The sequence below is a fragment of the Micromonospora sp. DT227 genome (genome assembly GCF_049841835.1).
Lineage (GTDB): Bacteria > Actinomycetota > Actinomycetes > Mycobacteriales > Micromonosporaceae > Micromonospora.
In genome coordinates this window covers 20,511-44,670 of sequence record NZ_JBNCLA010000002.1, presented here as the reverse complement: position 1 = coordinate 44,670, position 24,160 = coordinate 20,511, and the positions used below count along the sequence as shown (strand labels likewise).

The window sequence follows — 24,160 nt, the reverse complement described above, 5'->3', positions numbered from 1 at the left end:
TTCTTCCGGGCTGGGGCGGCCGGTGGGGGGATGCCTCCTGCCGGCTGTCCGGGTACCGTCCATCCTCGGATCCAACGCACCGTAGGCGGCTGGATCCGCTGGGGAGTGAGGTGCGCGAGCGATGCCGTGGTGGTCATGGCGCCCCGGTCCCGCCGGTGGCGGCGATCCGGAAACCCGAAGCGGGACCACAGTGGACGACAGCGTCCGGGTCGGGCCACCGACCCCACGCCGGCCGGACGACGACGCGGCGGCGCCCGAGCGGCCGGTCATCGCGGACATGCCGGCCACGGTCGCCCCGGTCACACTGAGCCGGGTCTGTGACGCGCTCGACCTGCTCGACGTGCGTTACCTGGCCGACGGTGACGGCAACCTGCTGGCCATGTGGGAGCGGCACGCCGTGCTGGTCGCGCTGGAGGGGCCGGAGGACGAGATCCTCGTGATGCGGGCCCGTCCACACGCGACCGTGCCGCCGGACTGGGCCGACCGGGCCTACCGGGTGGTGAACGAGTGGAACCACACCCGACGGTTCTGCAAGGCGTACATCGGCGACCCGACCGAGCGTGGCCAGCTCCCGATCTACGCCGAGCTCCAGGTGCCGCTCGGCGCCGGCACCCACGACGCGCTGCTGGTCGAGATGCTCGACTGCGGCGCGGCGGTGGCCACCACGTTCGTCGACTGGCTGCACGACGAGGGCGCCCTGCTCTGAGCCCGCGCCGCCGGGGCGCCGGTCAGCCGGCGGCCGGGTCGTCCGCCACGTTCACCATGAAGTACGCGGCCCGCTCCAGGTAGTCCCAGAGCGCGACGGCGAGCTGCGGCGGCAGGTCCAGCGTGTCCACCGCGTGCCGCATGTGGCGCAGCCAGGCGTCGCGTTCGGCGGCGCCGATCCGGAACGGGGCGTGCCGCATCCGCAACCGTGGGTGCCCGCGCTGGTCCGAGTAGGTGCGCGGGCCGCCCCAGTACTGGATCAGGAACAGGGTCAGCCGGTCCGCCGCCGGGCCCAGGTCCTCCTCCGGGTACATCGGCCGCAGCAGCGGGTCGTCGGCGACGCCGGCGTAGAACTCGTCGACCAGCTTGCGGAAGGCGGGTTCACCGCCGATCGCCTCGAACAGCGTCATCGACTCGCCTGGGGAAGTCACGCTCCCATCCTGCCAGGCGCGACCCGGTGGCCGCGCCCGCCCGCCGGGCGGCGGAGGTCACGTCACCGCGTGCCGGTGCCGGGCGGGCTCCCGCCCCCGGTCGCCCCCGGCCGGCTCCCGGGCCGCCGGGGGGCCGTTCCCGGCGGCCGACTCGGCGCGGGCGGCGTCGACGGCCGCCCCGATCGTCGCCGGGCGGGGCCAGGTGACCGCCGCGACGATCATGAGCAGCACCCCGGCCGCGCTCCACAGCCCGACCACCGTCGGAATGGTGAACCGCTCGGCGAGCGCGCCGGTGGCCAGCACCGAGACGCCCTGGAGGATCTGCGTGCCGCTGGCCATCACGCCGAACGCCCGGGCCCGGTAGCCGTCCGGCAGCGCCTGCACGAAGAGGCCGTTGGCGACCGGGACGATGCCCCCGACCGCGAAGCCGCACGCGGCGGCCAGCAGCGCCACCACGACCGGCGGCGGATCGAGGAGCGAGGGTACGAGCACCGCCGGCGCGAGGACCGCCAGCGGCGGCATCAGGGCCAGCCGACGGGCCGGCGTGGCGAGCCGGCCGATCAGCAGCCCGCCGATGACGTAGCCGATCGGGTTGGCGGCCATGATGACCGCCTGGGCGGTGCCGGTGTCCATGCCGCCGTCGGTGCGTTCGGCGGCCCAACCGGCGGCCAGCCCCTCCGGCACGATCGAGAAGAGCATGGCACTGAACACCAGCACCGCGATGGCGCGCAGCACCGGCCGCTCGAAGACGATGCGGAAGCCCTGCGCGGTCTCCCGCAGCAGGTGACTGCGGTGCGCCTCGGTCATCGACGGGGCGCGGTCGCGCAGGCCGAACCGGACCAGCGCGGCCGACAGCGCGAACGTGCCCGCGTTGAGCAGCAGCGCGGTGCTCGGATCCAGCACCGCGATGGTCGCCCCGGCGAGGTAGCCGACGACCTGGGCGGCCTGCGCCGCGCTGGTCGAGGCGGCGAGGCCCACCACCAGCCGGTCGCCGGTGAGGACGTGCGGCAGCAACGCCGAGCGCGCCGCCTGGCTCGGCGGGTTGGCCAGCGTCGCCAGGAAGATCAGGCCGAGGATCGACCAGGCCGGCATGAACGGCATGGCGACCAGCACCATCAGCGCCATCCGGATCAGGTCGCAGAGCACCATGACCCGGCGGTAGCGGTGCCGTTCGGCGAGCGCCGAGAGCAGCGGGCCGCCGATCAGCCAGGGCAGATAGCTGGCCGCGAAGGCGGCGGCGGAGAGCGCGACCGACTGGGTCTCGCGCAGCACGAGCACGGTGACCGCGGCCTTGGCGAGGTAGTCGCCGACCCAGGACAGGACGTTGGCGGCGAACAGCGCGCGGAACTCCGACTGGCCGAACACGTCACGGAAGGTGGCCGGACTCTCCTCGGCGGGTCGCTGGTCGGACACCGTCGCCTCCATCGTTCCGAGCCGGCCACTTGTGATGGCCCGACCGGGAACCGTCGTCAGATCAACCGATCGGCGAGGACACGACACACTCCCCGGGGGAGCGTGTTCACCGGATTCTGCCCGATCGTCTGACAACTGACTAGGGCGAACGGATTGATCGTCGCATCTCCGACTGAACGAACGGACGATACCCGAGGGGCCGCGCGAGGCGCGACCCCCGGAAATCGGTCGTCCACGCCGGCCCTCAGGCGGCCCCGCCGGTGCCCGTTCCCTCCGGCCGGAGCGGCGCCGGCGGCTGCGGCGGCAGCCCGGGATAGAGCCGGGCGGCGGCGATCCGGGCGGTGATCCCGGAGTTCTCCAGCGCCTCCGCGAGTCGGCGGCGCAGCTCGCGGCCGACCGCGAACTGTCCTTCGGCGGTGGTCTTGACCACGGTGCGGATCACCGCGCCGTCGACGGTCATCTGTTCCACGCCGAGCACCTCCGGCTGCTCCACGACCTGTGGGGCCAGCTCCGGGTCCAGCGCCACCGACGCCGCCGCGGTTCGCAGCACGGCGGTGGCCTCCTCGGTGCCGGCGAAGCCGATCGGCAGGTCCACCACGACCAGCGCCCAGCCCTGGCTCTTGTTGCCGACCCGGATGATCTCCCCGTTGCGGATGTACCAGAGCACGCCCCGGCCGTCGCGGACCGTGGTGACCCGCAGGCCCACCGCCTCCACCACGCCCGTCGCCTCGCCGAGGTCGACCGTGTCACCCACCCCGTACTGGTCCTCGATCAGCATGAACAGGCCGGCGATCAGGTCCTTGACCAGGCTCTGCGCACCGAAGCCGAGCGCCACGCCGGCGATGCCGGCGCTGGCCAGCAGCGGCGCCAGGTCGAAGCTGAACTCCTTGAGCACCATCAGCAGCGCGATGCCGAAGACGAACGCGGTGACCATGCTGCGCAGCACCGACCCGATCGCCTCGGCGCGCTGCCGTCGGCGTTCCGGCACGAACTGCTCCGGGTCGAGGGCGGCGCTGGGGATCCGCTCGCGCAGCGGACGGAGCATGGTCGGCACCGAGCCCTGCGTGGTGGTGCGCACCAGCCGGTTGATGGTGCGGTGCATCGCCCAGCGGGCGGCGACGGCCAGCAGCAGGATCAGCGCGATCCGCAGCGGCTTCAGCAGGATCCAGTAGCTGCTCTCGGCGAACCAGGCGGAGTTGGTGGCCCGGTACACCCACTCGCAGGAACTGCTGCCCTTGCAGTCCGGGCGCCGGTCGGAGACGGCGGACAGCACGGCGGTGATCAGGTCGGAGACATTCACGGGAAATTCGTACCCCACTGGCGGGGCGCGGACCGCACGGACCCGCCCCGATGGGGCGGCCCGGGGGCGGCGATCATCCCGGCCGGAACCGGTCATCCTGGCATGCCGGGGTCAGCCTCCCAGCGGGTACCCCGGATTAGTGCGTGCAATCCGGGGCGCGATCAGGGACTATTGGCCCAACGGACGTCGGTGATCCGGCCGGCGCCGGGGCCGTTTCGCGCAGTGCGCGGGGCGGTCTCGGCGTGGTGGCGGCGGGAGGGCTGGACCGGGAGGGTGAGCGCGATGCCTGACATACGACCCACGGCGGGCTCCGGTGCACTCGTTCTCAACGCCACCTACGAGCCCCTGTGCGTCGTGTCGGTGCGTCGGGCCGCCATCCTCGTCCTCTCCGCCAAGGCGGTCTGCGTGGCCGACGGCGAGGGCATCCTGCACAGCGCGCGCAACGCGCTCCCGGTGCCCTCCGTGGTACGGCTGACCCGCTACGTCCGGGTGCCCTACCGCACCCAGGTGGGCCTCTCCCGCCGGGGGATCTTCGCCCGGGACGGGTGGCGGTGCGCCTACTGTCGCGGGCCGGCGGAGACCATCGACCACGTCTTCCCGCGCAGCCGGGGCGGCCGGCACGCCTGGGAGAACGTGGTGGCGGCCTGCGCGCGCTGCAACCACACCAAGGGCGACAAGACGCCCGCCGAGTTGGGCTGGCGGCTGCACCACCTGCCGGCGGCGCCGAAGGGCAGCGCCTGGCGGGTGCTGGGGCACCGCGCTCCCGACCCGCGCTGGGCCGACTGGCTCGACCTGCGCGAGCCGGAGCCCGAGGCGGCCTGACCGGCCGGCCGCTCAGCGCGCCTGCACCAGCGACGCGTAGACGACCAGGTTGTCGGCGTACCCGGTCTCGCCGCCCACCCAGCGACCACCGCAGGTGATCAGCCGCAGGTTCGGGCGGCTGAAGTCGCCGTAGACCTCCTGCACCGGCAGCTTCTCCTTGCCGTACCGCTCGATCGAGGTCACCTCGAAGACCGCCACCGACCGGTCCTGGCGGGTCACCTCGATCCGGTCGCCGTCGTCGAGTTCCCGCAGCCCGTGGAAGACCGCCGGGCCGGTGGTGGTGTCGACGTGACCGACGAGCACCGCCGGGCCGTACTGGCCGGGGGTCGGGCCCTGGTCGTACCAGCCGACCTCGCCGGCCCGGCTGACGTCCGGCACCGCGATGCTGCCGTCCGGCGCGATGCCCACCCGGTGCACCGGGGCACGCAGGTTCAGCTTGCCGATGGTCAGGTCGGTAGGCGGGCTGGCCGGCAGCACCGGGAACTTCTTCGGCGGAGGGCGCAGGCCGGCGACGATCCGGTCCGGCAGCACGCTCGCGCCGGTCACCCGCTCCACGCCGAGCATCGCCACGATCAGCACCATCAGGCCGGCCACCACCAGCACCGGGACGCCGGGGCCGGGCGTCGGGGCGTACCGGCGGGTGGTGGGCGTGGTGGCGCGGGCCGCGGCCGGGCGGACGTGCGGGTCGGCGGTGGTGACGCTGGCCGAGAACGCGTGCCCGGCGGCGTGGGTGAACCGGCGCGCGGCCCGGGACGTCACGCGGAGCGCGGCGCGCAGCCGCCCGGTCCGGTCCGGCGGGTCGGCGTCGGGGCGGGTCGGGCCGCGGCGGGCGCGGCGCGGCGAGCGGGCCATGGCCGCGTCCCGTCAGGCGCGGCCACCGGGCTTGCGGCGGGCACTCACGCCGGCCACCACGGCCACCGCGGCCAGGCCACCGACCAGCAGCAGCGAGCCGGCGCCCCGACCGCCCGCGGTGCCCCCGCCCCCGGTCGCCGGCCCCTTGCTCGGCTGCGACATGTTCAGCACGGTGAGCATGGTCGAGGCGGTGTTGCCGTTGGCGCAGTCCAGGTTCACCGGGTAGTCGCCGGGCGCCTTGTTGCCGGGCACGGTGACCGAGCCGGTGAGGAAGCCGTTGTTCGACCGCAGCGTCACCCGGCCGAACGCGTCCGAGGTGACCTGGGCCTGGCGGTTGTTGTTGGCGTCGCAGCCGGCCCGGAGGTTCACCCGCGAGCCCGCCTGGACGCTGTTCGGCGTCACCTCGATGAAGACACTCTCCCCGGCCCGGGCCGGTACGGCCGTGGTGAGGACGAACGCCGCGACCAGGCCGAGCAGGCCCAGTACGGATGACAGCGCGCGATGTGACAGGAGCCCTGGCATGATTCCCCCCTCCCGGTGCGACGGCGCACCGGAATCCTGCTGACGGGCAGCGGGGGCTGCCTTCCCGGCCGGCCGGGAGTTAACCGGGGCCCGTTCCTCTACCGGAGGCGTTAACCGGGGGCCCCGCCTTTCACCACCGGGTGCCAGGACAGCGGCGTGGAGAGGACCATGGTGCTGGAGGGCTGGCCGTAGGGGGCCAGGCGGTCTATGACGGCCTCGAAATCGCCCATCGAGGCGGCGGCGACCTTGAGCATGCTGCACGCGTCGCCGGTGATCCGGTGGATCTCCATGATCTCCGGCCACCGCGTCACCCGCGGGTCGTTGAGGATGCAGCGCGCGCCGTAACAGGACATCCGGATCAGCGCCAGCACGGTCCGCCCGGCCCGGGCCAGGTCCACGTGGGCGTGGTAGCCGGTGATCACCCCGGACTCCTCCAGCCGCCGGACCCGCTCGGCGACGGCCGGCGGGGACAGGTGCACCCGGCGGGACAGCTCGCTGAACGAGAGCCGGGCGTCGGCCTGGAGCTCCCGGAGCAGCGCCCAGTCCATGTCGTCCACGCGGCGGCCTTTCTTCCGTGAAGTCGGAGACCCGAGATGCTTTCGGCTCGTGAGGTCAGACCACCATACCGCCGTTGAACCGGCATTCCCTCGGCCCGCGTACCGGCGAGATCATGGCGATTACCCCGCGCACGGACGGAGATGACGGTGGAACAGACGACGGCGGTGCGCCCGGCCACCCCGCAGCAGCGGGCGGCCCGAGCGGCGCGCAACGGAGGCGAGCCGACGCTGGAGTTCGCCGAGCGCGTGCCGTACGACGCGTACGTGCATGCCAGCACGCTGCACCAGCTCCAGCAGCCGCTCAGCGACGACCCGGGCGAGATGTCCTTCCTGATGGTCAGCCAGATCATGGAGCTGTACTTCAAGCTGACCTGCCACGAGCTGCGGCACGCCCAACGCGAGCTGCGGGCCAACCGGATCTGGGAGGCGCTGCCGCCGCTGCGCCGCGCCGCGCTGCACCTGGAGGGGCTCAACGCCGCCTGGCAGGGGCTGCGCTGGATGACGCCGGCCGACTTCAACCGGTTCCGGGACCGGCTGGGCGAGGGGTCAGGCTTCCAGTCCGCGATGTACCGGCAACTGGAGTTCCTGCTCGGCCTGCGGGACCCGGCGCTGATCCGCCCGTTCCGCCGGCAGACCGACGTGCACGCCGAACTGACCGCCGCGCTGGCCACGCCGAGCCTCTGGGACGACGTGATGGCGCTGCTCGCCCGCCGCGGCTTCCCGCTGCCGGCCGAGCTGCTGGAGCGGGACGTCGCGGTCGAGCACGAGTCGCACCCGGCGGTCGAGGCGGCCTGGGTGCGCGTCTACGGCGACGGCGGCCCGGACAACCACCTGCGCCTGCTCGGCGACGCGCTCACCGAGGTGGCCGAGCAGTTCGGCGACTGGCGGTGGAACCACGTCAAGGCGGTGCAGCGCACCATGGGCGCGAAGGTCGGCAGCGGCGGCTCGGCCGGCCTGGCATGGTTGCAGCGCAGCATGGCCCGGGTGGTCTTCCCGGAGCTGTGGTCGGCCCGTACCGCGATGTGACCGGAGAACACACGATGATCAGCCCCGAGAGCGAAGCCCACCGGCTCGACGCCGCCGACCCCGGCCACCGACACCTGTTCCACGTGCCGCCGGCCGAGGGCGGGCGGCACCCCGACGTGGCGTACCTGGCCGGCAACTCGCTGGGCCTGCAACCCCGGGCCACCCGGGACGAACTCGTCGCCGACCTGGACGCCTGGCGCCGGCTGGGCGTGGAGGGGCACCTGGAGGCGGAGCGGCCCTGGCTGTCGTACCACGAGTTGTTGACCGCGCCGGCCGCGCGACTGGTCGGCGCGCTGCCCACGGAGACCGTGGTGATGAACTCGCTCACGGTGGACCTGCACCTGCTGATGGTGAGCTTCTACCGGCCCGCCGGGGAACGCACGAGGATCGTCATCGAGGACAGCGCGTTCCCGTCGGACAGCTACGCGGTGCGCAGCCAGGCCCGGTTCCACGGCCTGGACCCGGACGCCACGGTGGTGCGGCTGAAGCCGCGCCCCGGGGAGGACACCCTGCGCACGTCCGACGTCACCGACTTCCTGGCGGCCAAGGGGCACACGGTGGCGTTGCTGCTGCTCGGCGGCGTCAACTACCTCACCGGCGAGCTGATGGACATCCCGGCGATCACCGCCGCCGGGCGGGCCGCCGGCGCGGTCGTCGGCTGGGACCTGGCGCACGCGGCCGGCAACGTGCCGCTGGCGCTGCACGACTGGGACGTCGACTTCGCCGCCTGGTGCTCCTACAAGTATCTGAACTCCGGTCCGGGCGCGCTGGCCGGCGTCTTCGTCCACGAACGCCACCTCGGCGACGCGTCGCTGCCCCGGTTCGAGGGCTGGTGGAGCACCGAGGCGGCCACCCGGTTCGAGATGACGCCGGTGTCCCGCCCGCCGGCCACCGTGGAGGCGTGGCAGATCTCCAACCCGCCGATCCTCGCGATGGGCCCGGTTCGCACCTCGCTGGCGCTGTTCGACGCCGTCGGCATGCCCGCGTTGCGGGAGCGCAGCCTGCGGCTCACCGGCTGGCTGGAACGGCTGCTCGACGAGGTGACGCCCGGCCGGCCGCTGACCGTCATCACGCCGCGCGACCCGGCCCGTCGTGGTTGCCAGCTCTCGGTGCGGATTTCCTCGGGTAGTGCGAGCGAGCTGACCAAGCGGCTGCGGCACGAGCACGGCGTGATCGCCGACGCCCGGGAGCCGGACGTGGTCCGGTTCGCGCCGGTGCCGCTCTACTCGACGTACCACGACTGCTGGCGGGTCGCCGACGCGCTGGCCGCGACCGTGGAGGCCGCCTCATGAGCACGGAACGCGACGAGATCGCGGTGGTCGGCGCCGGGCTGGCCGGCTGCCTGCTGGCCTGCTTCCTGGCCCGGCGCGGCTACCCGGTGGCGCTCTACGAGCGGCGGGGGGACCCGCGCACCGGCACCGTCGAGCGCGGGCGCTCGATCAACCTGGCGCTCTCCGAGCGCGGCCTGGACGCGTTGCGCCGGATCGGCCTGGACGAGCAGGTGATGGCGGACGCGCTGCCGATGCGCGGCCGGATGATCCACCCGGTCGAGGGTGAGCCGCAGTTCCAGTCGTACAGCGTCTCCGGCGACCGGGCGATCAACTCGATCAGCCGGGGCGCGCTGAACAACGCGCTGCTCGACGCCGCCGCCGCGCTGCCGGGCGTGCGGGTCGCGTTCGACCACCGGCTGGTCGGCCTCGACCCGGTCGGCGGCGAGATGACGTTCGAGACCCCCCAGGGCAAGGTCACCGCCACCGCGTCGGTCGTCCTCGGCGCGGACGGGGCCGGCTCCGCGGTGCGCGGGCAACTGCTGGCGTACGGGGGGCTGACCGAGAGCCTGGACTTCCTCGACTACGGCTACAAGGAGCTGACCATCCCGCCGATCGGCGGGGAGTTCGCCCTGGACCCGGGCGCGCTGCACATCTGGCCGCGCGGCACGTCGATGATGATCGCGCTGCCGAACCCGGACCGCTCCTTCACCTGCACGCTGTTCTGGCCCACCCACGGCAGGAGCAGCTTCGCCTCGCTGAGCAGCCCGGCCGCGATCGAGCGGTTCTTCGCCGACCACTACCCGGACCTGGTCCCGCTCGCGCCGAACCTGGTCGACGACTACCAGCACAACCCGGTCGGCGTGCTCGGCACGGTGCGCTGCACGCCGTGGCAGGTGGCCGGCCGGGTGGGCCTGCTCGGCGACGCCGCGCACGCCATCGTGCCGTTCTACGGCCAGGGCGCGAACTGCGCGTTCGAGGACGTGGTCGAGTTGGACCGCTGCCTCGACGAGTGCGACGACGAGTGGGCCACCGCGCTGCCGCTGTTCCAGCACCGCCGCCAGGACGACGCGGAGGCGATCGCCCGGATGGCGCTGGCCAACTTCGTGGAGATGCGGGACAAGGTCGCCTCGCCGGTGTTCCGGGCCCGCAAGACGGTCGAGCACGCGCTGGAACGGGCGCTGCCCGGCCGCTACGTCTCCCAGTACGAGTTGGTCTCGTTCTCCACCACCCCGTACGCGCAGGTGCGCCGCCGGGTCCGCCGGCAGTACGCCGCCGTCGGCGCGGTCGCGGCCGGCGCGGTGGCGCTGCTGGCCGCCGGTGTCGGCGCGGCGTTGGGGAGGCGGCGGTGACGCGCTGGGACCCCCGGCTGATGACCGGGCACGCGCCGGACGGCCCCGGCCTGCTGCGCAACTTCGTCGGCGGCGCGTTCGTCGACGCCGGCCCCCGGTTCACCAAGCGCAGCCCGGTCACCGGCGAGCCGATCTTCGAGGTGGTGGAGGCGTCGGAGTCGGTGGTCGACGACGCGGTGGCCGCCGGCCGGGCCGCGCTGCGCGGCCCGTGGGGCCGGATGGGGGAGCGGGAACGCGCCGAGGTGCTGCGCCGGGTCGCCGACGAGTTGGAGCGCCGCTTCGACGACCTGGTGGCGGCCGAGGTGGCGGACACCGGCAAGGCCATCTCGCAGGCCCGCACGCTGGACATCCCGCGCGGCGCGGCCAACTTCCGGGCGTTCGCCGAGATCGTGGCGACCGCGCCGACCGAGTCGTTCACCACGGTCACCCCGACCGGCGGCCGGGCGCTCAACTACGCGGTCCGCAAGCCGGTCGGCGTGGTCGCCGTCATCGTGCCGTGGAACCTGCCGCTGCTGCTGCTCACCTGGAAGGTCGCCCCGGCGCTGGCCTGCGGCAACGCGGTGGTGGTCAAGCCCAGCGAGGAGACGCCGGCGTCGGCCACGCTGCTGGCCGAGGTGATGGCCGCGGCCGGCGTGCCGGACGGCGTGTTCAACCTGGTGCACGGCTTCGGGCCCGGTTCGGCCGGCGAGCACCTGACCCGGCACCCGGGCGTGGACGCGATCACGTTCACCGGCGAGTCGGCCACCGGCAGCGCGATCATGCGGGCCGCCGCCGACGGCGTGAAGGCGGTCAGTTTCGAGCTGGGCGGCAAGAACGCCGGCCTGGTCTTCGCGGACGCCGACCTGGACGCGGCGGTCGCCGGCTCGGTGCGCTCCAGCTTCACCAACGGCGGCCAGGTGTGCCTCTGCACCGAGCGGATCTACGTGCAGCGGCCGGTCTTCGAGGAGTTCACCGCGCGGCTGGCGAAGCGCGCCGACGAGCTGGCGTACGGCTGGCCGGCGGACGAGGCCACGGTGAACATGCCGCTGATCTCGCACGCCCACCGGGACAAGGTGCTCGGCCACTACGCGCTGGCCCGTACCGAGGGCGCCGAGGTGCGCGCGGGCGGCGGCACGCCGCGTTTCGGCGACGCCCGCGACGGCGGCGCGTACGTGCAGCCGACCGTGCTCACCGGCCTCGGGCCGGACGCCCGGACCAACCGCGAGGAGATCTTCGGGCCGGTCGTGCACGTCGCGCCGTTCGACTCCGAGGACGAGGCGTACGCGCTGGCCAACGGCACCGACTACGGCCTGGCGGCGACCGTCTGGACCCGGGACGTGGGGCGGGCGCACCGGGCCGGGGCACGGCTGGACGCCGGCATCGTCTGGGTCAACACCTGGTTCCTGCGTGACCTGCGCACCCCGTTCGGCGGGGTGAAGGCGTCCGGGGTCGGCCGGGAGGGCGGCGTGCACTCGCTCGCCTTCTACTCGGAACTGACGAACGTCTGCGTGGACCTGACATGAACGGGCGAGGAGCCGACATGACCGTGGACATCGAGGCCGCCAACCGGGAGCTGGCGGTGGCCCGGCAGGAGGGGAAACCCTGCCCGCCGCTGCGCGGCCGGCTGCTGCCGGAGGGCGACGTCGAGGCCGCGTACCAGGCGCAGCAGGTCTACACCCGGCAGCGGCTCGGCAAGGGGCACCGCCGGGTCGGCGCGAAGATCGGCCTGACCTCGCGGGCGGTGCAGGAGAGCTTCGGCGTCTTCCAGCCCGACTTCGGGATCCTCTTCGACGACATGGCCGTCGGCGACGGTGTGGAGGTGCCGATCGACCGGCTGCTCCAGCCCCGGGTGGAGGCGGAGATCGCGTTCGTGCTCGGCGTCGACCTGCCGGACGAGCGGGTCACCACCGTCGACCTGATCCGGGCCGTGGACCACGTGCTGCCGGCCATCGAGATCGTCGACTCGCGGATCGCCGGCTGGGAAATCTCCATCGTGGACACGATCGCGGACAACGCGTCCAGCGGGCTGTTCGTGCTCGGCACCGCGCCGCGCCGGCTGGCCGACGTGGACCTGCGGCTGTGCGGCATGGTGCTGGAGCACGCCGGCGAGCCGGTCTCGGTCGGCGCGGGCGCGGCCTGCCTCGGCAACCCGCTGCACGCGCTGGCGTGGCTGGCCGGCACGCTGGCCCGCGCCGGTGACCCGCTGCGGGCCGGCGACGTGGTGCTGTCCGGGGCGCTCGGCCCGATGGTGCCGGTCACGCCCGGCGCCGCGTACGAGGCGCGGATCTCCGGGCTCGGCTCGGTGCGGACCTGTTTCTCGAAGGAGACCAGCTCATGAGCGTCGGCGTGGCGGTGCTCGGGTCGGGCAACATCGGCACCGACCTGATGATCAAGGTGCTCAGACTGAGTACCGAACTGCGGATGGTGGCGATGGCCGGCATCGACCCGGCCTCGGACGGGCTGGCGCGGGCCCGCCGGCTCGGCGTGACCACCACCGCCGACGGCGTCGACGGCCTCGTGGCGCTGCCCGAGTTCGCCGACGTGGAGCTGGTCTTCGACGCCACCTCGGCCGGCGCGCACCGCCGCCACGACGAGGTGCTGCGCGCACACGGCCGGACCGTGGTCGACCTGACCCCGGCCGCGCTCGGCCCGTACGTGGTGCCGCCGGTCAACCTCGACGAGCACCTGGCCGAGCCGAACGTCAACATGGTCACCTGCGGCGGGCAGGCCACCGTGCCGATCGTGCACGCGGTCGGCCGGGTCACCCCGGTCGCGTACGGGGAGATCGTCGCGTCGATCGCCTCGAAGTCGGCGGGGCCGGGCACCCGGGCCAACATCGACGAGTTCACCGAGACCACCGCCCGGGCCATCGAGGTGGTCGGCGGCGCCGAACGCGGCAAGGCGATCATCGTGCTGAACCCGGCCGATCCGCCGCTGCTCATGCGGGACACCGTCTACTGCCTCTGCCCGGACGCCGACGCCGACCGGGCCGCGATCGCCGCCTCGGTGGCCGACATGGTGCAGACCGTGCAGGAGTACGTGCCCGGCTACCGGCTCAAGCAGGAGGTGCAGTTCGACCCGGTGGACACGTACGCGCCGGTGCTCGGCCGGCACGTCACCGGGCTCCAGGTCTCGGTGTTCCTGGAGGTCTCCGGCGCCGGGCACTACCTGCCCGCGTACGCCGGCAACCTGGACATCATGACGTCGGCCGCGCTGCGCACCGCCGAGCGGCTGGTCACGCTCCGGAAGGCGGCTGTGCGATGACCGACCTCTACATCCAGGACGTGACGCTGCGCGACGGCATGCACGCCATCGCCCACCGCTACACCGTCGACCAGGTCCGCACCATCGCCGCCGCGCTCGACGCCGCCGGGGTGGCCGCCATCGAGGTCGCGCACGGCGACGGGCTGGCCGGCTCCAGCGTCAACTACGGCCACGGCGCGGCCTCCGACGCGGAGTGGATCTCGGCCGCCGCCGAGGTGCTGACGAACGCCCGGCTCACCACGCTGCTGCTACCCGGCATCGGCACCATCGCCGACCTGAAGGCGGCGAAGGCGCTCGGCGTGACAAGCGTGCGGATCGCCACCCACTGCACCGAGGCGGACATCTCCGCCCAGCACATCGCCTGGGCCCGGGAGAACGACATGGACGTCGCCGGGTTCCTGATGATGTCGCACCTGAACGACCCGGCCGGGCTGGCCGCCCAGGCCCGGCTGATGGAGTCGTACGGCGCGCACTGCGTCTACGTCACCGACTCCGGCGGCCGGCTGCTGATGTCCGACGTGGCGCAGCGCGTCGACGCGTACCGGCAGGTGCTGGCGCCGGAGACGCAGATCGGCATCCACGCGCACCACAACCTGTCGCTGGGCGTGGCGAACAGCGTGCTCGCGGTCGAGCACGGCCGGATCCTCGGCGACGGCCCGGTCGGCGCGCCGTCCGGGCGGACCGTGCGGGTGGACGCGTCGCTGGCCGGCATGGGCGCGGGCGCCGGCAACGCGCCGCTGGAGGTCTTCGTCGCGGTCGCCGAGCTGCACGGCTGGAAGCACGGCTGCGACGTGTTCGCGCTGATGGACGCCGCCGACGACATCGTCCGCCCGTTGCAGGACCGGCCGGTCCAGGTCGACCGGGAGACGCTCTCCCTGGGGTACGCGGGCGTCTACTCCAGCTTCCTGCGCCACGCCGAGCGGGCCTCGGCGAAGTACGGCGTGGACGTGCGCTCGATCCTGGTCGAGCTGGGTCGCCGCCGGATGGTCGGCGGCCAGGAGGACATGATCGTGGACGTGGCACTGGACCTGGCCGGTAAGGAGAACTCATGATCGGGCCGGACGTCGCGGGGATCGCGGAGAAGCTGGGCGCGGCGGCCGACTCCGCCACCGCCATCGGACAGCTCGCCGCCGAGACCGGCCTCGACGTGGACGCCGCGTACGCGGTGCAGGCCGCGTTGGTGCAGCGCCGCCTCGACCGGGGCGAGCGGCTGGTCGGGCTGAAGATGGGGCTGACCAGCAGGGCCAAGATGGCCCAGGTTGGCGTGGACGAGGTGATCTGGGGTCGGCTCACCGACGTGATGCGGGTGCCCGACGGCGGGACGGTCGACACCGGCGGCTTCATCCACCCCCGGGTCGAGCCGGAGGTGGCGTTCCTGCTGGACCGGCTGCCCGAGCCCGGCGAGCCGGTCGGCTCGTTCACCCGGGCGGTCCGCGCGGTCGCCCCGGCGATCGAGCTGATCGACTCCCGGTACGCGAACTTCACGTTCTCGCTGCCGGACGTGGTCGCGGACAACACCTCGGCCGCCGCGTTCGCGATCGGGCCCTGGTCACCGGTGCCCGACGGGCTGGACAATCTCGGTGTGCTGCTGGAGATCGACGGGCGGGTGGCGCAGGTCGGCTCGACCGCCGCCATCCTCGGTGACCCGCGCCGCGCGCTGGACGAGGGCCTGCGGCTGGCCGGCCGGTACGGCGTGCGGCTGCGCAAGGGCTGGGTGTTCCTGGCCGGCGCGGCCACCGCCGCAGTGCCGTTGCGCCCGGGGGCGCACGTCCGCGCCACCGTGGAGAAGCTCGGCTCCGCCTCTCTGAAGGCACTCCCGTGACGGCCCGCGTGGTGGCCGGGAAGGCCGTGCCGCGCGGCGCGTTCCCGCACGTCAAGGTGGCGGGCGGGTTCGTCTTCGTCTCCGGTACGTCGTCGCGCCGGCCGGACAACACGTTCGCCGGTGTGTCGGTGGACGAACTCGGCACCACCGACCTGGACATCCGGGCGCAGACCCGGGCCGTGGTCGAGAACATCCGGGACCTGCTCCGGTCGGTGGGCGCGGAGCTGACCGACCTGGTGCAGGTCACCAGCTACCTGGTCAACATGAACGACTTCGGGGGCTACAACGAGGTGTGGGCGGAGTTCTTCGACGCCGCCGGGCCGACCCGGACCACGGTGGCCGTGCACCAGCTTCCGCACCCGCACCTGCTGATCGAGATGCAGGCCGTCGCCCTACTTCCGTCGGGAGGTTCCCATGAGTGAGATCGCCGAGCCGTTCAGCTTCTCCGGCTGGATCGGCGAGAACCAGCACCTGCTCAAGCCCCCGGTGGGCAACAAGGAGATGCTGCCCGGCAGCGACGACTTCATCGTCATGGTGGTGGGCGGGCCGAACCAGCGCACCGACTTCCACGTCGACCCGTACGAGGAGTTCTTCTACCAGGTCAAGGGCAACATGCACATCAACCTGATGACGCCCGAGGGGCCGCGTACGGTGCACGTGCGCGAGGGTCAGATGTGGATGCTGCCGCGCAACACCCCGCACTCGCCGCAGCGTCCGGAGGCCGGTTCGATCGGCATGGTGATCGAGCGGGTCCGCGAGGAGGGCACGCTGGAGAAGTTCCAGTGGTACTGCGCCGAGTGCAGCAACAAGGTGCACGAGGTCGAGTTGCAGGTGCGCGACATCGCCGCCGACCTGCCCCCGGTCTTCGCCTCGTTCTACGCCGACGAGAAGGCCCGCACCTGCGACAACTGCGGCGCGCTGCACCCGGGCAAGGGCTGATGCCGGTGCCGGTCGTCGACGTGCACACGCACGTCGTACCGAAGGGATGGCCGGACCTCGACGCGGCCTGCGGCGGGTCCGGTTGGCCCTGGCTGCGGGTGGACTCCGAGCGCGCCGCCATGATCATGGTGGGGGAGACGGAGTTCCGGCCGGTCGGCGCGGCGTGCTGGGACGCGCCCACCCGGCTCGCCGACATGACCACCGACGGCGTCGACGTCCAGGTCGTCTCGCCGACCCCGGTCTTCTTCGGCTACGACCGCCCGGCCGACCAGGCGGTCAAGGTGGCCCGGATCTTCAACGACCTCACGCTGGAGGTCACCGCCGCCGGTGGGGACCGGCTGGTGCCGTTCTGCCAGGTGCCGTTGCAGGACCCGGACGCCGCCTGCGCCGAGCTGGACCGCTGCCTCGCGGCCGGGCACGCCGGTGTGGAGATCGGCAACCACGTCGGCGACCGGGACCTCGACGACGCCGGCATCGTGGCGTTCCTGACCCACTGCGCCGAGGTCGGCGCGCCGGTCTTCGTGCACCCGTGGGACATGCCCGGCGGGCCCCGCCTGAACCGGTGGATGGCCCGCTGGCTGACCGGCATGCCGGCGGAGACGCACCTGTCGGTGCTGGCGTTGATCCTCGGCGGCGTGTTCGACCGGGTGCCGGAGACGCTGCGGATCTGCTTCGCGCACGGCGGCGGCAGCTTCCCGTTCTGGCTGGGCCGCGCCGACAACGCCTGGCACCGCCGCGGCGACCTGGTACGCGGGGCGTCCGCCGCGCCGCCCAGCTCGTACGTCGACCGGTTCAGCGTCGACTCGGTGGTGTTCGAGCCCGCCGCGTTGCGGCTGCTGGTGGACACCATGGGCGTCGACCGGGTGCTGCTCGGCAGCGACTACCCGTACCCGCTGGGGGAGCGGCCGGTCGGGCAGGTGGTGCACCGGTCCGACTTCCTCACCGACGCGCAGCGGACCGCGCTGTTGGGCGGCAACGCCCTGCGCTTCCTCGGCCTCGACCGGGGCGCTTTGCGGTCCTGACGGTTTGGGTGCGTCTGGGGTCGCCCCGGCGACCACAGACGCACCCAGAGCCTCGGCGAGGCGGCGTCAGGAGTGCGGGCAGGTGTCGCGGTACTCCTCGATGGCGCTGCCCCGGGGCGCCGGGCAGAGGAACTGCTCGTAGCGGGTGTCGTCGTCGACGAACCGCTTGAGCCAGGAGATGCTGTACTTCGCGACCGTCACGTTCGGCGAGGTCGGTGCCGAGTGGCTGGCCGCGTTCAGCTCCAGGTACGCCTTGTCCAGGGTGGCCGGCAGGCTGGTGTAGAACGGCTCCGAGTGCGACGCCACCGGCGCCACCGTGTCGTTCTCGGCGCCGACGACGAGCGTCGGCACGCGTACCGACGACCAGTTCTTCACGGTGTGCCAACCGGTCAGCGGGATCGCCGCCTGGAGCGTGGGGCGGGTGTTGGCCGCGGACAGGCTGCCGCCGCCGCCCATCGAGTGCCCCATCACCGCGAGCCGGTTGCGGTCGATCCGGGTCCGCACCGCGCTGGTGGCGGTCAGGTAGTCCAGGGCGGCCAGGAGTTGGGTGCCCCGGCTGGCCGGCTGGTCGTAGACGGAGAGCGTGTCGATGGTGATGACCACGAAGCCCTGGGAGGCCAGGCGCGGTCCGAGCCAGGCGACCGAGGACTGGCTGGCGGTGAACCCGGGGGAGACGGCCACCGCGCCGAACGTGCCCTCGGCGGTGCTGGTCGGGTAGTAGATCGTGCCACCCCGGAATCCGCTCACGGCCGACGCGGCGACCGTGGTCTGGGTGATGGCGAACGGACCCCGGGTGGCCTCGATGCTGGCCACCGTGGGCGCGGGACCCCGCTCGTAGGGGTTCGCGGCCAGCGGGGCGACCGGGGCGCCGTCGCGGGCCCCGGCCGGCGCGGCGGGCAGCGCGGTGAGCCCGGCGGCGGCCAGGGCGAGGGCGAGCAACGGGCGGAGGGTACGCGCGAGACGGCGGCGGCGGGCCGGCCGGCCCCGGGATGGGCGGTCGTGCGGGGCGGTGATGGGTTGCACGGCATGCTCCTGGCGGTGGTCGGGGTGAACATCGATCGAAGATGACCGATGAATTGATGGTCCGTGCCGCGTCCGTCGCGCGGCAATCCCGATCCGGTCATGCCAGCCGGGTATGGCCGGGCCGCCGCACGGCCGGACGTGTCGGCCGGCGATCCCGCCACGAAGCGGGCAGGATGGTGGCCATGGCCGAGCCGCACGACCTGACCGCGCTGGAGCAGGCCGCCGCGATCCGCCGGGGCGAACTGTCCAGCCTGGAACTGGTCGAGCACCACCTGCGCCGGGTCGACGCGCTCGGCGACACCGTCGGCGCGTTCGTCACGGTCACCGCCGAGCGCGCCCGCGCCGCCGCGCGGGCCGCCGACGCCGTGCCGACGGAGGCGCGCGGGCCGCTGCACGGGGTGCCGACCGCGATCAAGGACCTCACGCTGACCGCCGGCGTCCGGACCACGTTCGGCTCGGCCGCGTTCGCCGACTTCGTCCCGCCCGTCGACGCCGACGTGGTGCGCTTCCTGGCCGGCGCCGGGCTGGTCAGCCTCGGCAAGACCACCACCTCCGAGCTGGGCTGTTCGCTCTACTCCGAGGGGCGGGTCGCGCCGCCGGCCCGCAACCCGTGGGACCTGGCGTACACCGCGGGTGGATCCAGCGGCGGCGCGGCGGCCGCGGTCGCCGCCGGCCTGGTGCCGGTCGCGCAGGGCTCCGACGGCGGCGGCTCGCTGCGCATCCCGGCCGCGCTCTGCGGCCTGGTCGGCCACAAGCCCAGCCGGGGCCTGGTCTCCGGCGGCCCGCTCGGCTTCGGCGCGTTCGGGCTGCCCACCAACGGCCCGCTCGGCCGCACCGTCGCCGACGTGGCGGCGCTGCTCGACGTGCTGGCGCGACCGGTGCCCGGCGAGCCCTACCTGCCGCCGGCCGCGCCCGCCGGCGGCTACCTCGGCGCCGCCCGCGCCGCCGGGCCCGGCCGGCTGCGGATCGGCCGCTTCACCACCGGAATGCTCGCCGACGAGCCGGTCCACCCCGACTGCGTGGCCGCCGTCGACCGGGCCGCCGCGCTGCTCGCCGACGCCGGCCACGACGTGGTCGAGGTCCCCGCGCCGCTCGGCCCGGAGGCGTGGCCGATGTTCGAGACCGTCTGGTACGCGCTGGCGCTCGCCCCCGTCCCGGCCGGTCGGGAGGGCGAGCTGCTGCCGCTGACCCGGTTCCTGCGCGAGCGGGGCGAGGCGATCGGCGCCGCCCGACTGATGGCCGCGCTCGGCGAACTCCAGGCCCAGGTCCGCCGGGGCGCGCGCCGGACCGCCGGCTGTGACCTGCTGCTCTGCCCCACGCTGACGGCCCCGCAGGCGCCGGTCGGCGCGTTCGCCGCGCTCGACCCGGCAACGGATTTCGACAGGCAGCGGCGTTTCTCGCCGTACTGCGCGGTCTTCAACGTCACCGGCGACCCGTCCGTTTCGCTGCCGGTCGGCCGGACCGCCGACGGCCTGCCGGTCGGGGTGCTGCTCACCGGCCGGTACGGCGACGACGCCACGCTGATCGCCACTGCCGCGCAACTGGAGCACTGCTGTGGCGGGTGGGATCAGCACCCCGCAATCTGGCGGGCCGTCGACTCCGCTAACGTGAACATCACAAGCGAGGTCGGGCGCGGCCCGTCGTGACCGTCCACCCGACCCGGAACATTCCTGGTCTCTCTTCCGCCTGGGGGCGTTGGGATTGTCTGTTACCGAGACGTTGGTGGTCTTCGTCGGCATCCCGGTCGCCGCGGTGCTGGTGATCGCCGGTCTGGCGGCCGCCGGCAGCCGTGGCCACGGTGGCGGCGCCAAGCGCTACCGGCCGGGTCGGTCCTTCGACTTCACTCCGGTCTGGTTCCTGGGCCGCCCGGAGCAGCTGGCCGACTCGGCCGGCACCGCGCTGACCGCCGGCGCGCAGGCGCCGGCGCTGACCAGCCACAAGCAGGAGCAGGCCGGCCGGGAGGCGCCGGCCGGTGGAACCGGAGGCGCAAGTGACCGTTGGTGAAGCGCGGCCCACGACCGGGACGGGCACCCCGCCCGACGTGCTGGACGGGCCGTTCTCGACCCGGCAGCTGCTCCGCATCGACGAGGCGCTCCGCCTGGCCGACCAGGGCACCGGCCTGGTCTTCTCGGTCTACGTGGGCGGCCTCGACGAGCCGATCCGGGAGCACGCCGAGCGGCTGCACCGGCAGCTCGCCGAGCCGGACAAGTCGGTGCTGATCGCGGTGTCGCCCAACCAGCGGCAGCTGGAGATCGTCACCGGCAAGTACGCCCGCAAGCGCATCCCGGACACGTACGCGAAGCTGGCCGCGCTCTCCATGGTGGCGTCCTTCGGCGGCGGCGACCTGGCCGGCGGCGTCATCCAGGGCCTCGACCAGCTCGCCAGCCACGCCGGCAAGGGCTGAGCAGCCGACCGCACACACGACGAAGCCCGGCCCGCGCGGTAACGCGTGGGCCGGGCTTTCTCGTGGGCTCAGCGGGGCCAGGCGGAGGGGTCCAGCCGCATCGGCCACGGCTCGTCGATGTGCGCCGGATCGTCGGGGCCGAGAGTCCCGACCAGGTCGTAGTGCACGCCCTTGACCAACTGGTAGCGGTAGAGGACAGGGCCGAAGTCCCCCTGCTCAACCCGCCAGTAGTGCGGGATGCCGGCCTCGGCGTAGAGCGCGGGTTTGGTGAACCGGTCATGCCGTCGGCTGTTGGGCGACTCCACCTCGATGACCAGGGCGACGTGCGCCGGTTCTGCCCACATCTGCTTCCGAGGTGCACCCGACGTGAGCACGGTGATGTCCGGGATCAGATTGCCCGCGGGTACCCGTACTCCGATCTCGCGAATCACCCGCCACCCCTCCGGGGCGACCTGGCGCAGGGCCATCCGGATGTCGTCCGCGAGTTCGTGGTGCTCCGGCAGGGCCGGTGGGGTCACGTGCAGACTTCCGTCGATGATCTCGTAGCGGTTACCGTCCTCGGGGAGGTCGGACAGATCCTGCTCCTGCCACGGTCGTTCCGGTGGGCGCCACTCATGGGTCGGTTGTGCCATCACGTCCACCTCCTCCGTACACGATAAAGGGCCGGGGCCGGCGCGGGCTTCCACCCGCGCCGGCCCCGGCCGTCGTACCCCTGCTCAGGCGCTGCGGGCGTCCCGCTCGCGGGCCTTCAACGCGCGGACCACGCCGTCGCGGCCCTCGGCCACCAGCCGGCGCAGCGACGCCGGCCGACCGTCGCGGGCCAGCCACGCGTCGGTGGCCGCGACGGTGTCCTCGTCGACCAGGTACGCCGGGTAGGCGAGCTGCACGAACTCCTGCGCCGGCTCGCTGTCCCGCTGCGCCCAAACCTGGTCGACGGCGGCGAAGTAACGCTCCCGGTAGGGCGCGGTCAGCTCGACCTGCGCCGGGTGGGTCAAGCCCTGCAACAACGCGCGGTTGCGCCAGTTGGGCAGCGCGTCCGGGCCGGTGAGCTGCGCCCACACCGCGGCCTTGTTCGCCTCGGTCGGCACCAGCGCGTACGCGTACGCGGCCTCCCGCTCGCCGCTGGCGGTGCGGTCGCTCGCCAGCTCGGCCTCCACCTCGGCGGCCCCGGCCGCGCCGTTGGCGACAAGCGACTGGAGCACGGTCCACCGCAGCTCGGTGTCGACGGTCAGACCGGCCGGCACCCCGCTGCCGTCCAGCCAGCCGCGCAGCGTCGCCAGGTCCTCGCCGGAGCGGGCCGAGGAGGCGTACGCCCGGGCCCAGGCGAGCTGGAAGCCGCTGCCCGGCTCCGCCGCGGCCAGCGCGGTCCGCGCGGTCCGGGCCAGGTCGGCCCAGCCGGTCGGCGCCCACTCCGGGTCGGCGTAGAACGTGAGCGCGGTGGACGCCTGCCGCAGCGTGGCGGTCACCAGGTTGATGTCGGTCTCGGCGGTCAGCCCGGCCAGCACCAGCGCCACGTAGTCGCGCGCCGACAGCTCGGCGTCCCGGGTCATGTCCCAGGCGGCCGTCCAGCACAGCGCCCGGGCCAGCGACGAGTCGAAACCGGAGATGTGCTGCACCACTGTCGACATGGACCGCTCGTCCAGCCGCAGCTTGGTGTAGGTGAGGTCCTCGTCGTTGAGCAGCAGCACGTCGGCCGCGGGCTTGCCGTGCAGCGCGGTCAGCTCGGTCAGCTCGCCGGTCACGTCCACCTCGACCAGCTCGCGCCGGACCAGCCGGCGGTCGGTCAGGTCGTAGAGGCCCACGCCGATCCGGTGGGTCCGCAGCGTCGGGTGCCCGGCCGGCGCCTCCTGCCGCACCACCACCCGCTCGTACGCGCCGTCGGCGCCGATGGCCACGTCCGGGCGCAGCGTGTTGACCTGCGCGGTCTCCAACCACTGGGCGGCGAACTTGCGCAGCTCCCGGCCGGAGGCCGCCTCCAGCTCGGAGAGCAGGTCGTCGAAGGTGGCGTTGCCCCAGGCGTGCTTGCCGAAGTAGGCCCGCAGGCCGGCCAGGAACGGCTCCTCGCCCACGTACGCGACGAGCTGCTTGAGCACGCTGGCGCCCTTGGCGTACGTGATGCCGTCGAAGTTGACCTCGACCGCCTCCAGGTCCGGCATCTCGCAGTAGACCGGGTGGGTGGAGGAGAGCTGGTCCTGCCGGTAGCCCCAGTTCTTCCGGATCGACAGGAACGTCGTCCAGGCGTCGGTGAAGCGGGTGGCGTGGGTGTTGCACCAGTGGCTGGCCCACTCGGCGAACGACTCGTTCAGCCACAGGTCGTTCCACCAGCGCATGGTGACCAGGTCACCGAACCACATGTGCGCCAGCTCGTGCAGGATCGTGTTGGCGCGCTGCTCGTACTCGAAGTCGGTGACCTGCGAGCGGAAGATGTAGTGCGACTCGGCGTGCGTGACGCAGCCGAAGTTCTCCATCGCGCCGGCGTTGAAGTCCGGCACCCAGAGCTGGTCGTACTTCGGCAGCGGGTAGCGCACGCCGAACTTCTCCTGGAAGAAGTCGAAGCCCTGCGTGGTGATCAGGTGCAGGTCGTCCGCGTCGAGGTGGGGCGCCATGCTGGCCCGGCAGAAGTAGCCCATGTCGATGCCGTCGTGGGTGTGGCGCACCTCGTGGTACGGCCCGGCGCACAGCGCGGTGATGTAGGTGCTCATCCGCTCGGAGCGGGCGAAGTGCAGCGTCTTCATGCCCTCGTCGGCGGCCTCCTCGCGGGCCACCGGCATGTTCGACACGACCTTCCAGTGGTCCGGGACGGTGGCGTGCCAGGTGTAGACGCTCTTCAGGTCGGGCTGGTCGAAGCAGGCGAAGACCCGCTGCGCGTCGGCGGTCTCGAACTGGCTGTACAGGTAGGTCTCGCCGTCGACCGGGTCGACGGTGCGGTGCAGGCCCTGCCCGCTGTTCGAGTAACCGAAGTCGGCGTCGACCACGAGGACGTTCTCGGCGGCCAGGCCGGTCAGCGTGAGGCCCTGCTCGGCGGACCAGTCGGACAGGTCGACCGGCTCACCGTTCAGCGTGGCCGACCGCACCGTGTCGGCGGCGGCCTCGATGAACGTGGTCGCCCCCGGCTCGGCGCAGCGGAACCGGACCTCGGTCACCGAGCGGAACGTGCGGCCGGTGGGCTGCACGGCGGTCGACAGGTCGAGGCTGATGTCGTACCCGGTCACCTCGAGCAGGCGGGCCCGCTCGATCGCCTCGACCTGGGTCAGGTTGCGCACTCCCGGCACTGTTCGTCTCCATCCCAGTCGTCTCGCCGCGCCCCGCGGCACCGGCCTCCCCGTCCGCTCGTGACGGGCGGTCCGAAACCGAGTCTTCCATGCAGACGCCCCATTCGGCGGCCGAGGTCAGGCTCTCATTCGGGTGCGTGTCGATGGGGTGCGGGGTGAGACTCGACAGGAGAAGGCGCCGGGAGGC

General features: G+C 73.3%; 25 protein-coding genes. 16 read left to right on the top strand and 9 right to left on the bottom strand.

Features of this window, described 5'->3' with window-relative positions:
• Positions 1 to 121: 121 nt before the first annotated feature.
• Positions 122 to 706, top strand: coding sequence for a YbjN domain-containing protein (locus tag ACLQ2W_RS09165; protein ID WP_281937367.1), 585 nt, complete (start codon positions 122 to 124; stop codon positions 704 to 706).
• A gap of 22 nt (positions 707 to 728) precedes the next feature.
• Here the strand turns inward: ACLQ2W_RS09165 and ACLQ2W_RS09160 are convergent, their stop codons facing one another.
• From ACLQ2W_RS09160 to ACLQ2W_RS09150, 3 genes are all read right to left on the bottom strand, one after another.
• Positions 729 to 1,115, bottom strand: coding sequence for a globin (locus ACLQ2W_RS09160; RefSeq protein WP_107155936.1), 387 nt, complete (start codon positions 1,113 to 1,115; stop codon positions 729 to 731).
• A gap of 78 nt (positions 1,116 to 1,193) precedes the next feature.
• On the bottom strand, positions 1,194 to 2,561 hold the full coding sequence (locus ACLQ2W_RS09155) for an MFS transporter (RefSeq protein WP_425786074.1): 1,368 nt from the start codon (positions 2,559 to 2,561) through the stop codon (positions 1,194 to 1,196).
• Positions 2,562 to 2,793: 232 nt separating this feature from the next.
• Complete coding sequence (locus tag ACLQ2W_RS09150; RefSeq protein ID WP_425786073.1) at positions 2,794 to 3,849, bottom strand: mechanosensitive ion channel family protein; 1,056 nt, start codon at positions 3,847 to 3,849, stop codon at positions 2,794 to 2,796.
• 282 nt (positions 3,850 to 4,131) lie between these two features.
• Between ACLQ2W_RS09150 and ACLQ2W_RS09145 the strand changes: the two genes are divergently transcribed.
• Positions 4,132 to 4,671, top strand: coding sequence for an HNH endonuclease (locus ACLQ2W_RS09145; RefSeq protein ID WP_107156075.1), 540 nt, complete (start codon positions 4,132 to 4,134; stop codon positions 4,669 to 4,671).
• A 12-nt stretch (positions 4,672 to 4,683) separates the two neighbouring features.
• On the opposite strand, the gene ACLQ2W_RS09140 is transcribed toward ACLQ2W_RS09145, so the two are convergent.
• The 3 genes from ACLQ2W_RS09140 to ACLQ2W_RS09130 form a co-directional block, all read right to left on the bottom strand.
• The gene (locus ACLQ2W_RS09140) at positions 4,684 to 5,523 is read right to left on the bottom strand and encodes a class F sortase (protein ID WP_425786072.1); all 840 of its coding nucleotides are present in this window, start codon (positions 5,521 to 5,523) and stop codon (positions 4,684 to 4,686) included.
• 12 nt (positions 5,524 to 5,535) lie between these two features.
• A complete protein-coding gene (locus tag ACLQ2W_RS09135; RefSeq protein ID WP_425786071.1) occupies positions 5,536 to 6,045 on the bottom strand; it encodes a hypothetical protein in 510 nt (169 codons plus the stop codon).
• 110 nt (positions 6,046 to 6,155) lie between these two features.
• The gene (locus tag ACLQ2W_RS09130) at positions 6,156 to 6,602 is read right to left on the bottom strand and encodes an Lrp/AsnC family transcriptional regulator (RefSeq protein WP_405090886.1); all 447 of its coding nucleotides are present in this window, start codon (positions 6,600 to 6,602) and stop codon (positions 6,156 to 6,158) included.
• A gap of 141 nt (positions 6,603 to 6,743) precedes the next feature.
• Here ACLQ2W_RS09130 and ACLQ2W_RS09125 point away from each other — a divergent pair, with 141 nt between their 5' ends.
• From ACLQ2W_RS09125 to ACLQ2W_RS09075, 11 genes are read left to right on the top strand one after another with little or no spacing between them, the layout of a single operon-like run.
• Positions 6,744 to 7,628 (top strand): tryptophan 2,3-dioxygenase, encoded by an 885-nt coding sequence (locus ACLQ2W_RS09125; protein ID WP_405090885.1) that lies wholly within the window; start codon positions 6,744 to 6,746, stop codon positions 7,626 to 7,628.
• 14 nt (positions 7,629 to 7,642) lie between these two features.
• Positions 7,643 to 8,920, top strand: coding sequence for a kynureninase (gene kynU / locus ACLQ2W_RS09120; RefSeq protein ID WP_425786070.1), 1,278 nt, complete (start codon positions 7,643 to 7,645; stop codon positions 8,918 to 8,920).
• A complete protein-coding gene (locus ACLQ2W_RS09115) occupies positions 8,917 to 10,248 on the top strand; it encodes an FAD-dependent oxidoreductase (protein WP_425786069.1) in 1,332 nt (443 codons plus the stop codon). The genes kynU and ACLQ2W_RS09115 overlap by 4 nt, the downstream gene beginning before the upstream one ends.
• 20 nt (positions 10,249 to 10,268) lie before the next feature.
• Positions 10,269 to 11,750, top strand: a complete 1,482-nt coding sequence (locus ACLQ2W_RS09110) for a 2-hydroxymuconic semialdehyde dehydrogenase (RefSeq protein ID WP_425786462.1) — start codon at positions 10,269 to 10,271, stop codon at positions 11,748 to 11,750.
• A 17-nt stretch (positions 11,751 to 11,767) separates the two neighbouring features.
• Positions 11,768 to 12,565, top strand: coding sequence for a 2-keto-4-pentenoate hydratase (locus ACLQ2W_RS09105; protein WP_425786068.1), 798 nt, complete (start codon positions 11,768 to 11,770; stop codon positions 12,563 to 12,565).
• A complete protein-coding gene (locus ACLQ2W_RS09100) occupies positions 12,562 to 13,491 on the top strand; it encodes an acetaldehyde dehydrogenase (acetylating) (protein WP_425786067.1) in 930 nt (309 codons plus the stop codon). Before ACLQ2W_RS09105 ends, ACLQ2W_RS09100 begins: the two co-directional genes overlap by 4 nt.
• Complete coding sequence (dmpG, locus tag ACLQ2W_RS09095) at positions 13,488 to 14,543, top strand: 4-hydroxy-2-oxovalerate aldolase (RefSeq protein WP_425786066.1); 1,056 nt, start codon at positions 13,488 to 13,490, stop codon at positions 14,541 to 14,543. The genes ACLQ2W_RS09100 and dmpG overlap by 4 nt, the downstream gene beginning before the upstream one ends.
• Positions 14,540 to 15,313: a 2-keto-4-pentenoate hydratase gene (locus tag ACLQ2W_RS09090; RefSeq protein ID WP_425786065.1), complete on the top strand. Its 774-nt coding sequence runs from the start codon at positions 14,540 to 14,542 to the stop codon at positions 15,311 to 15,313. The genes dmpG and ACLQ2W_RS09090 overlap by 4 nt, the downstream gene beginning before the upstream one ends.
• Positions 15,310 to 15,735 (top strand): RidA family protein, encoded by a 426-nt coding sequence (locus ACLQ2W_RS09085; protein ID WP_405090878.1) that lies wholly within the window; start codon positions 15,310 to 15,312, stop codon positions 15,733 to 15,735. The genes ACLQ2W_RS09090 and ACLQ2W_RS09085 overlap by 4 nt, the downstream gene beginning before the upstream one ends.
• Positions 15,728 to 16,252: a 3-hydroxyanthranilate 3,4-dioxygenase gene (locus ACLQ2W_RS09080; RefSeq protein WP_425786064.1), complete on the top strand. Its 525-nt coding sequence runs from the start codon at positions 15,728 to 15,730 to the stop codon at positions 16,250 to 16,252. Before ACLQ2W_RS09085 ends, ACLQ2W_RS09080 begins: the two co-directional genes overlap by 8 nt.
• On the top strand, positions 16,252 to 17,274 hold the full coding sequence (locus ACLQ2W_RS09075; protein WP_425786063.1) for an amidohydrolase family protein: 1,023 nt from the start codon (positions 16,252 to 16,254) through the stop codon (positions 17,272 to 17,274). The genes ACLQ2W_RS09080 and ACLQ2W_RS09075 overlap by 1 nt, the downstream gene beginning before the upstream one ends.
• A 66-nt stretch (positions 17,275 to 17,340) precedes the next feature.
• Here the strand turns inward: ACLQ2W_RS09075 and ACLQ2W_RS09070 are convergent, their stop codons facing one another.
• Complete coding sequence (locus tag ACLQ2W_RS09070) at positions 17,341 to 18,288, bottom strand: alpha/beta hydrolase (protein ID WP_425786461.1); 948 nt, start codon at positions 18,286 to 18,288, stop codon at positions 17,341 to 17,343.
• Between the two features lie 191 nt (positions 18,289 to 18,479).
• Here ACLQ2W_RS09070 and ACLQ2W_RS09065 point away from each other — a divergent pair, with 191 nt between their 5' ends.
• From ACLQ2W_RS09065 to ACLQ2W_RS09055, 3 genes are all read left to right on the top strand, one after another.
• On the top strand, positions 18,480 to 19,943 hold the full coding sequence (locus ACLQ2W_RS09065) for an amidase (RefSeq protein WP_425786062.1): 1,464 nt from the start codon (positions 18,480 to 18,482) through the stop codon (positions 19,941 to 19,943).
• 73 nt (positions 19,944 to 20,016) lie between these two features.
• Positions 20,017 to 20,301, top strand: a complete 285-nt coding sequence (locus tag ACLQ2W_RS09060) for a hypothetical protein (protein WP_425786460.1) — start codon at positions 20,017 to 20,019, stop codon at positions 20,299 to 20,301.
• On the top strand, positions 20,288 to 20,701 hold the full coding sequence (locus ACLQ2W_RS09055) for a DUF5130 family protein (protein WP_107155922.1): 414 nt from the start codon (positions 20,288 to 20,290) through the stop codon (positions 20,699 to 20,701). Before ACLQ2W_RS09060 ends, ACLQ2W_RS09055 begins: the two co-directional genes overlap by 14 nt.
• Positions 20,702 to 20,769: 68 nt before the next feature.
• Here ACLQ2W_RS09055 and ACLQ2W_RS09050 read toward each other — a convergent pair whose 3' ends face one another.
• Together ACLQ2W_RS09050 and pepN are read right to left on the bottom strand one after the other, a co-directional pair.
• Positions 20,770 to 21,333 (bottom strand): Uma2 family endonuclease, encoded by a 564-nt coding sequence (locus ACLQ2W_RS09050; protein WP_425786061.1) that lies wholly within the window; start codon positions 21,331 to 21,333, stop codon positions 20,770 to 20,772.
• Positions 21,334 to 21,417: 84 nt separating this feature from the next.
• Positions 21,418 to 23,964 (bottom strand): aminopeptidase N, encoded by a 2,547-nt coding sequence (gene pepN, locus ACLQ2W_RS09045; RefSeq protein WP_425786060.1) that lies wholly within the window; start codon positions 23,962 to 23,964, stop codon positions 21,418 to 21,420.
• Positions 23,965 to 24,160 lie beyond the last annotated feature (196 nt).

Excerpts from the sequence above, each read along its gene's own strand:
- ACLQ2W_RS09065 (WP_425786062.1), top strand. The coding sequence starts at position 18,480 with ATGGCCGAGCCGCACGACCTGACCGCGCTGGAGCAGGCCGCCGCGATC.
- ACLQ2W_RS09105 (WP_425786068.1), top strand. The coding sequence starts at position 11,768 with ATGACCGTGGACATCGAGGCCGCCAACCGGGAGCTGGCGGTGGCCCGG.
- ACLQ2W_RS09135 (WP_425786071.1), bottom strand. The coding sequence starts at position 6,045 with ATGCCAGGGCTCCTGTCACATCGCGCGCTGTCATCCGTACTGGGCCTG.
- ACLQ2W_RS09160 (WP_107155936.1), bottom strand. The coding sequence starts at position 1,115 with ATGACGCTGTTCGAGGCGATCGGCGGTGAACCCGCCTTCCGCAAGCTG.
- ACLQ2W_RS09100 (WP_425786067.1), top strand. The coding sequence starts at position 12,562 with ATGAGCGTCGGCGTGGCGGTGCTCGGGTCGGGCAACATCGGCACCGAC.
- ACLQ2W_RS09090 (WP_425786065.1), top strand. The coding sequence starts at position 14,540 with ATGATCGGGCCGGACGTCGCGGGGATCGCGGAGAAGCTGGGCGCGGCG.
- ACLQ2W_RS09075 (WP_425786063.1), top strand. The coding sequence starts at position 16,252 with ATGCCGGTGCCGGTCGTCGACGTGCACACGCACGTCGTACCGAAGGGA.
- kynU (WP_425786070.1), top strand. The coding sequence starts at position 7,643 with ATGATCAGCCCCGAGAGCGAAGCCCACCGGCTCGACGCCGCCGACCCC.
- ACLQ2W_RS09145 (WP_107156075.1), top strand. The coding sequence starts at position 4,132 with ATGCCTGACATACGACCCACGGCGGGCTCCGGTGCACTCGTTCTCAAC.
- ACLQ2W_RS09110 (WP_425786462.1), top strand. The coding sequence starts at position 10,269 with ATGACCGGGCACGCGCCGGACGGCCCCGGCCTGCTGCGCAACTTCGTC.
- ACLQ2W_RS09155 (WP_425786074.1), bottom strand. The coding sequence starts at position 2,561 with ATGGAGGCGACGGTGTCCGACCAGCGACCCGCCGAGGAGAGTCCGGCC.
- ACLQ2W_RS09140 (WP_425786072.1), bottom strand. The coding sequence starts at position 5,523 with ATGGCCCGCTCGCCGCGCCGCGCCCGCCGCGGCCCGACCCGCCCCGAC.
- dmpG (WP_425786066.1), top strand. The coding sequence starts at position 13,488 with ATGACCGACCTCTACATCCAGGACGTGACGCTGCGCGACGGCATGCAC.
- ACLQ2W_RS09115 (WP_425786069.1), top strand. The coding sequence starts at position 8,917 with ATGAGCACGGAACGCGACGAGATCGCGGTGGTCGGCGCCGGGCTGGCC.
- ACLQ2W_RS09050 (WP_425786061.1), bottom strand. The coding sequence starts at position 21,333 with ATGGCACAACCGACCCATGAGTGGCGCCCACCGGAACGACCGTGGCAG.
- ACLQ2W_RS09080 (WP_425786064.1), top strand. The coding sequence starts at position 15,728 with ATGAGTGAGATCGCCGAGCCGTTCAGCTTCTCCGGCTGGATCGGCGAG.
- ACLQ2W_RS09165 (WP_281937367.1), top strand. The coding sequence starts at position 122 with ATGCCGTGGTGGTCATGGCGCCCCGGTCCCGCCGGTGGCGGCGATCCG.
- ACLQ2W_RS09125 (WP_405090885.1), top strand. The coding sequence starts at position 6,744 with ATGACGGTGGAACAGACGACGGCGGTGCGCCCGGCCACCCCGCAGCAG.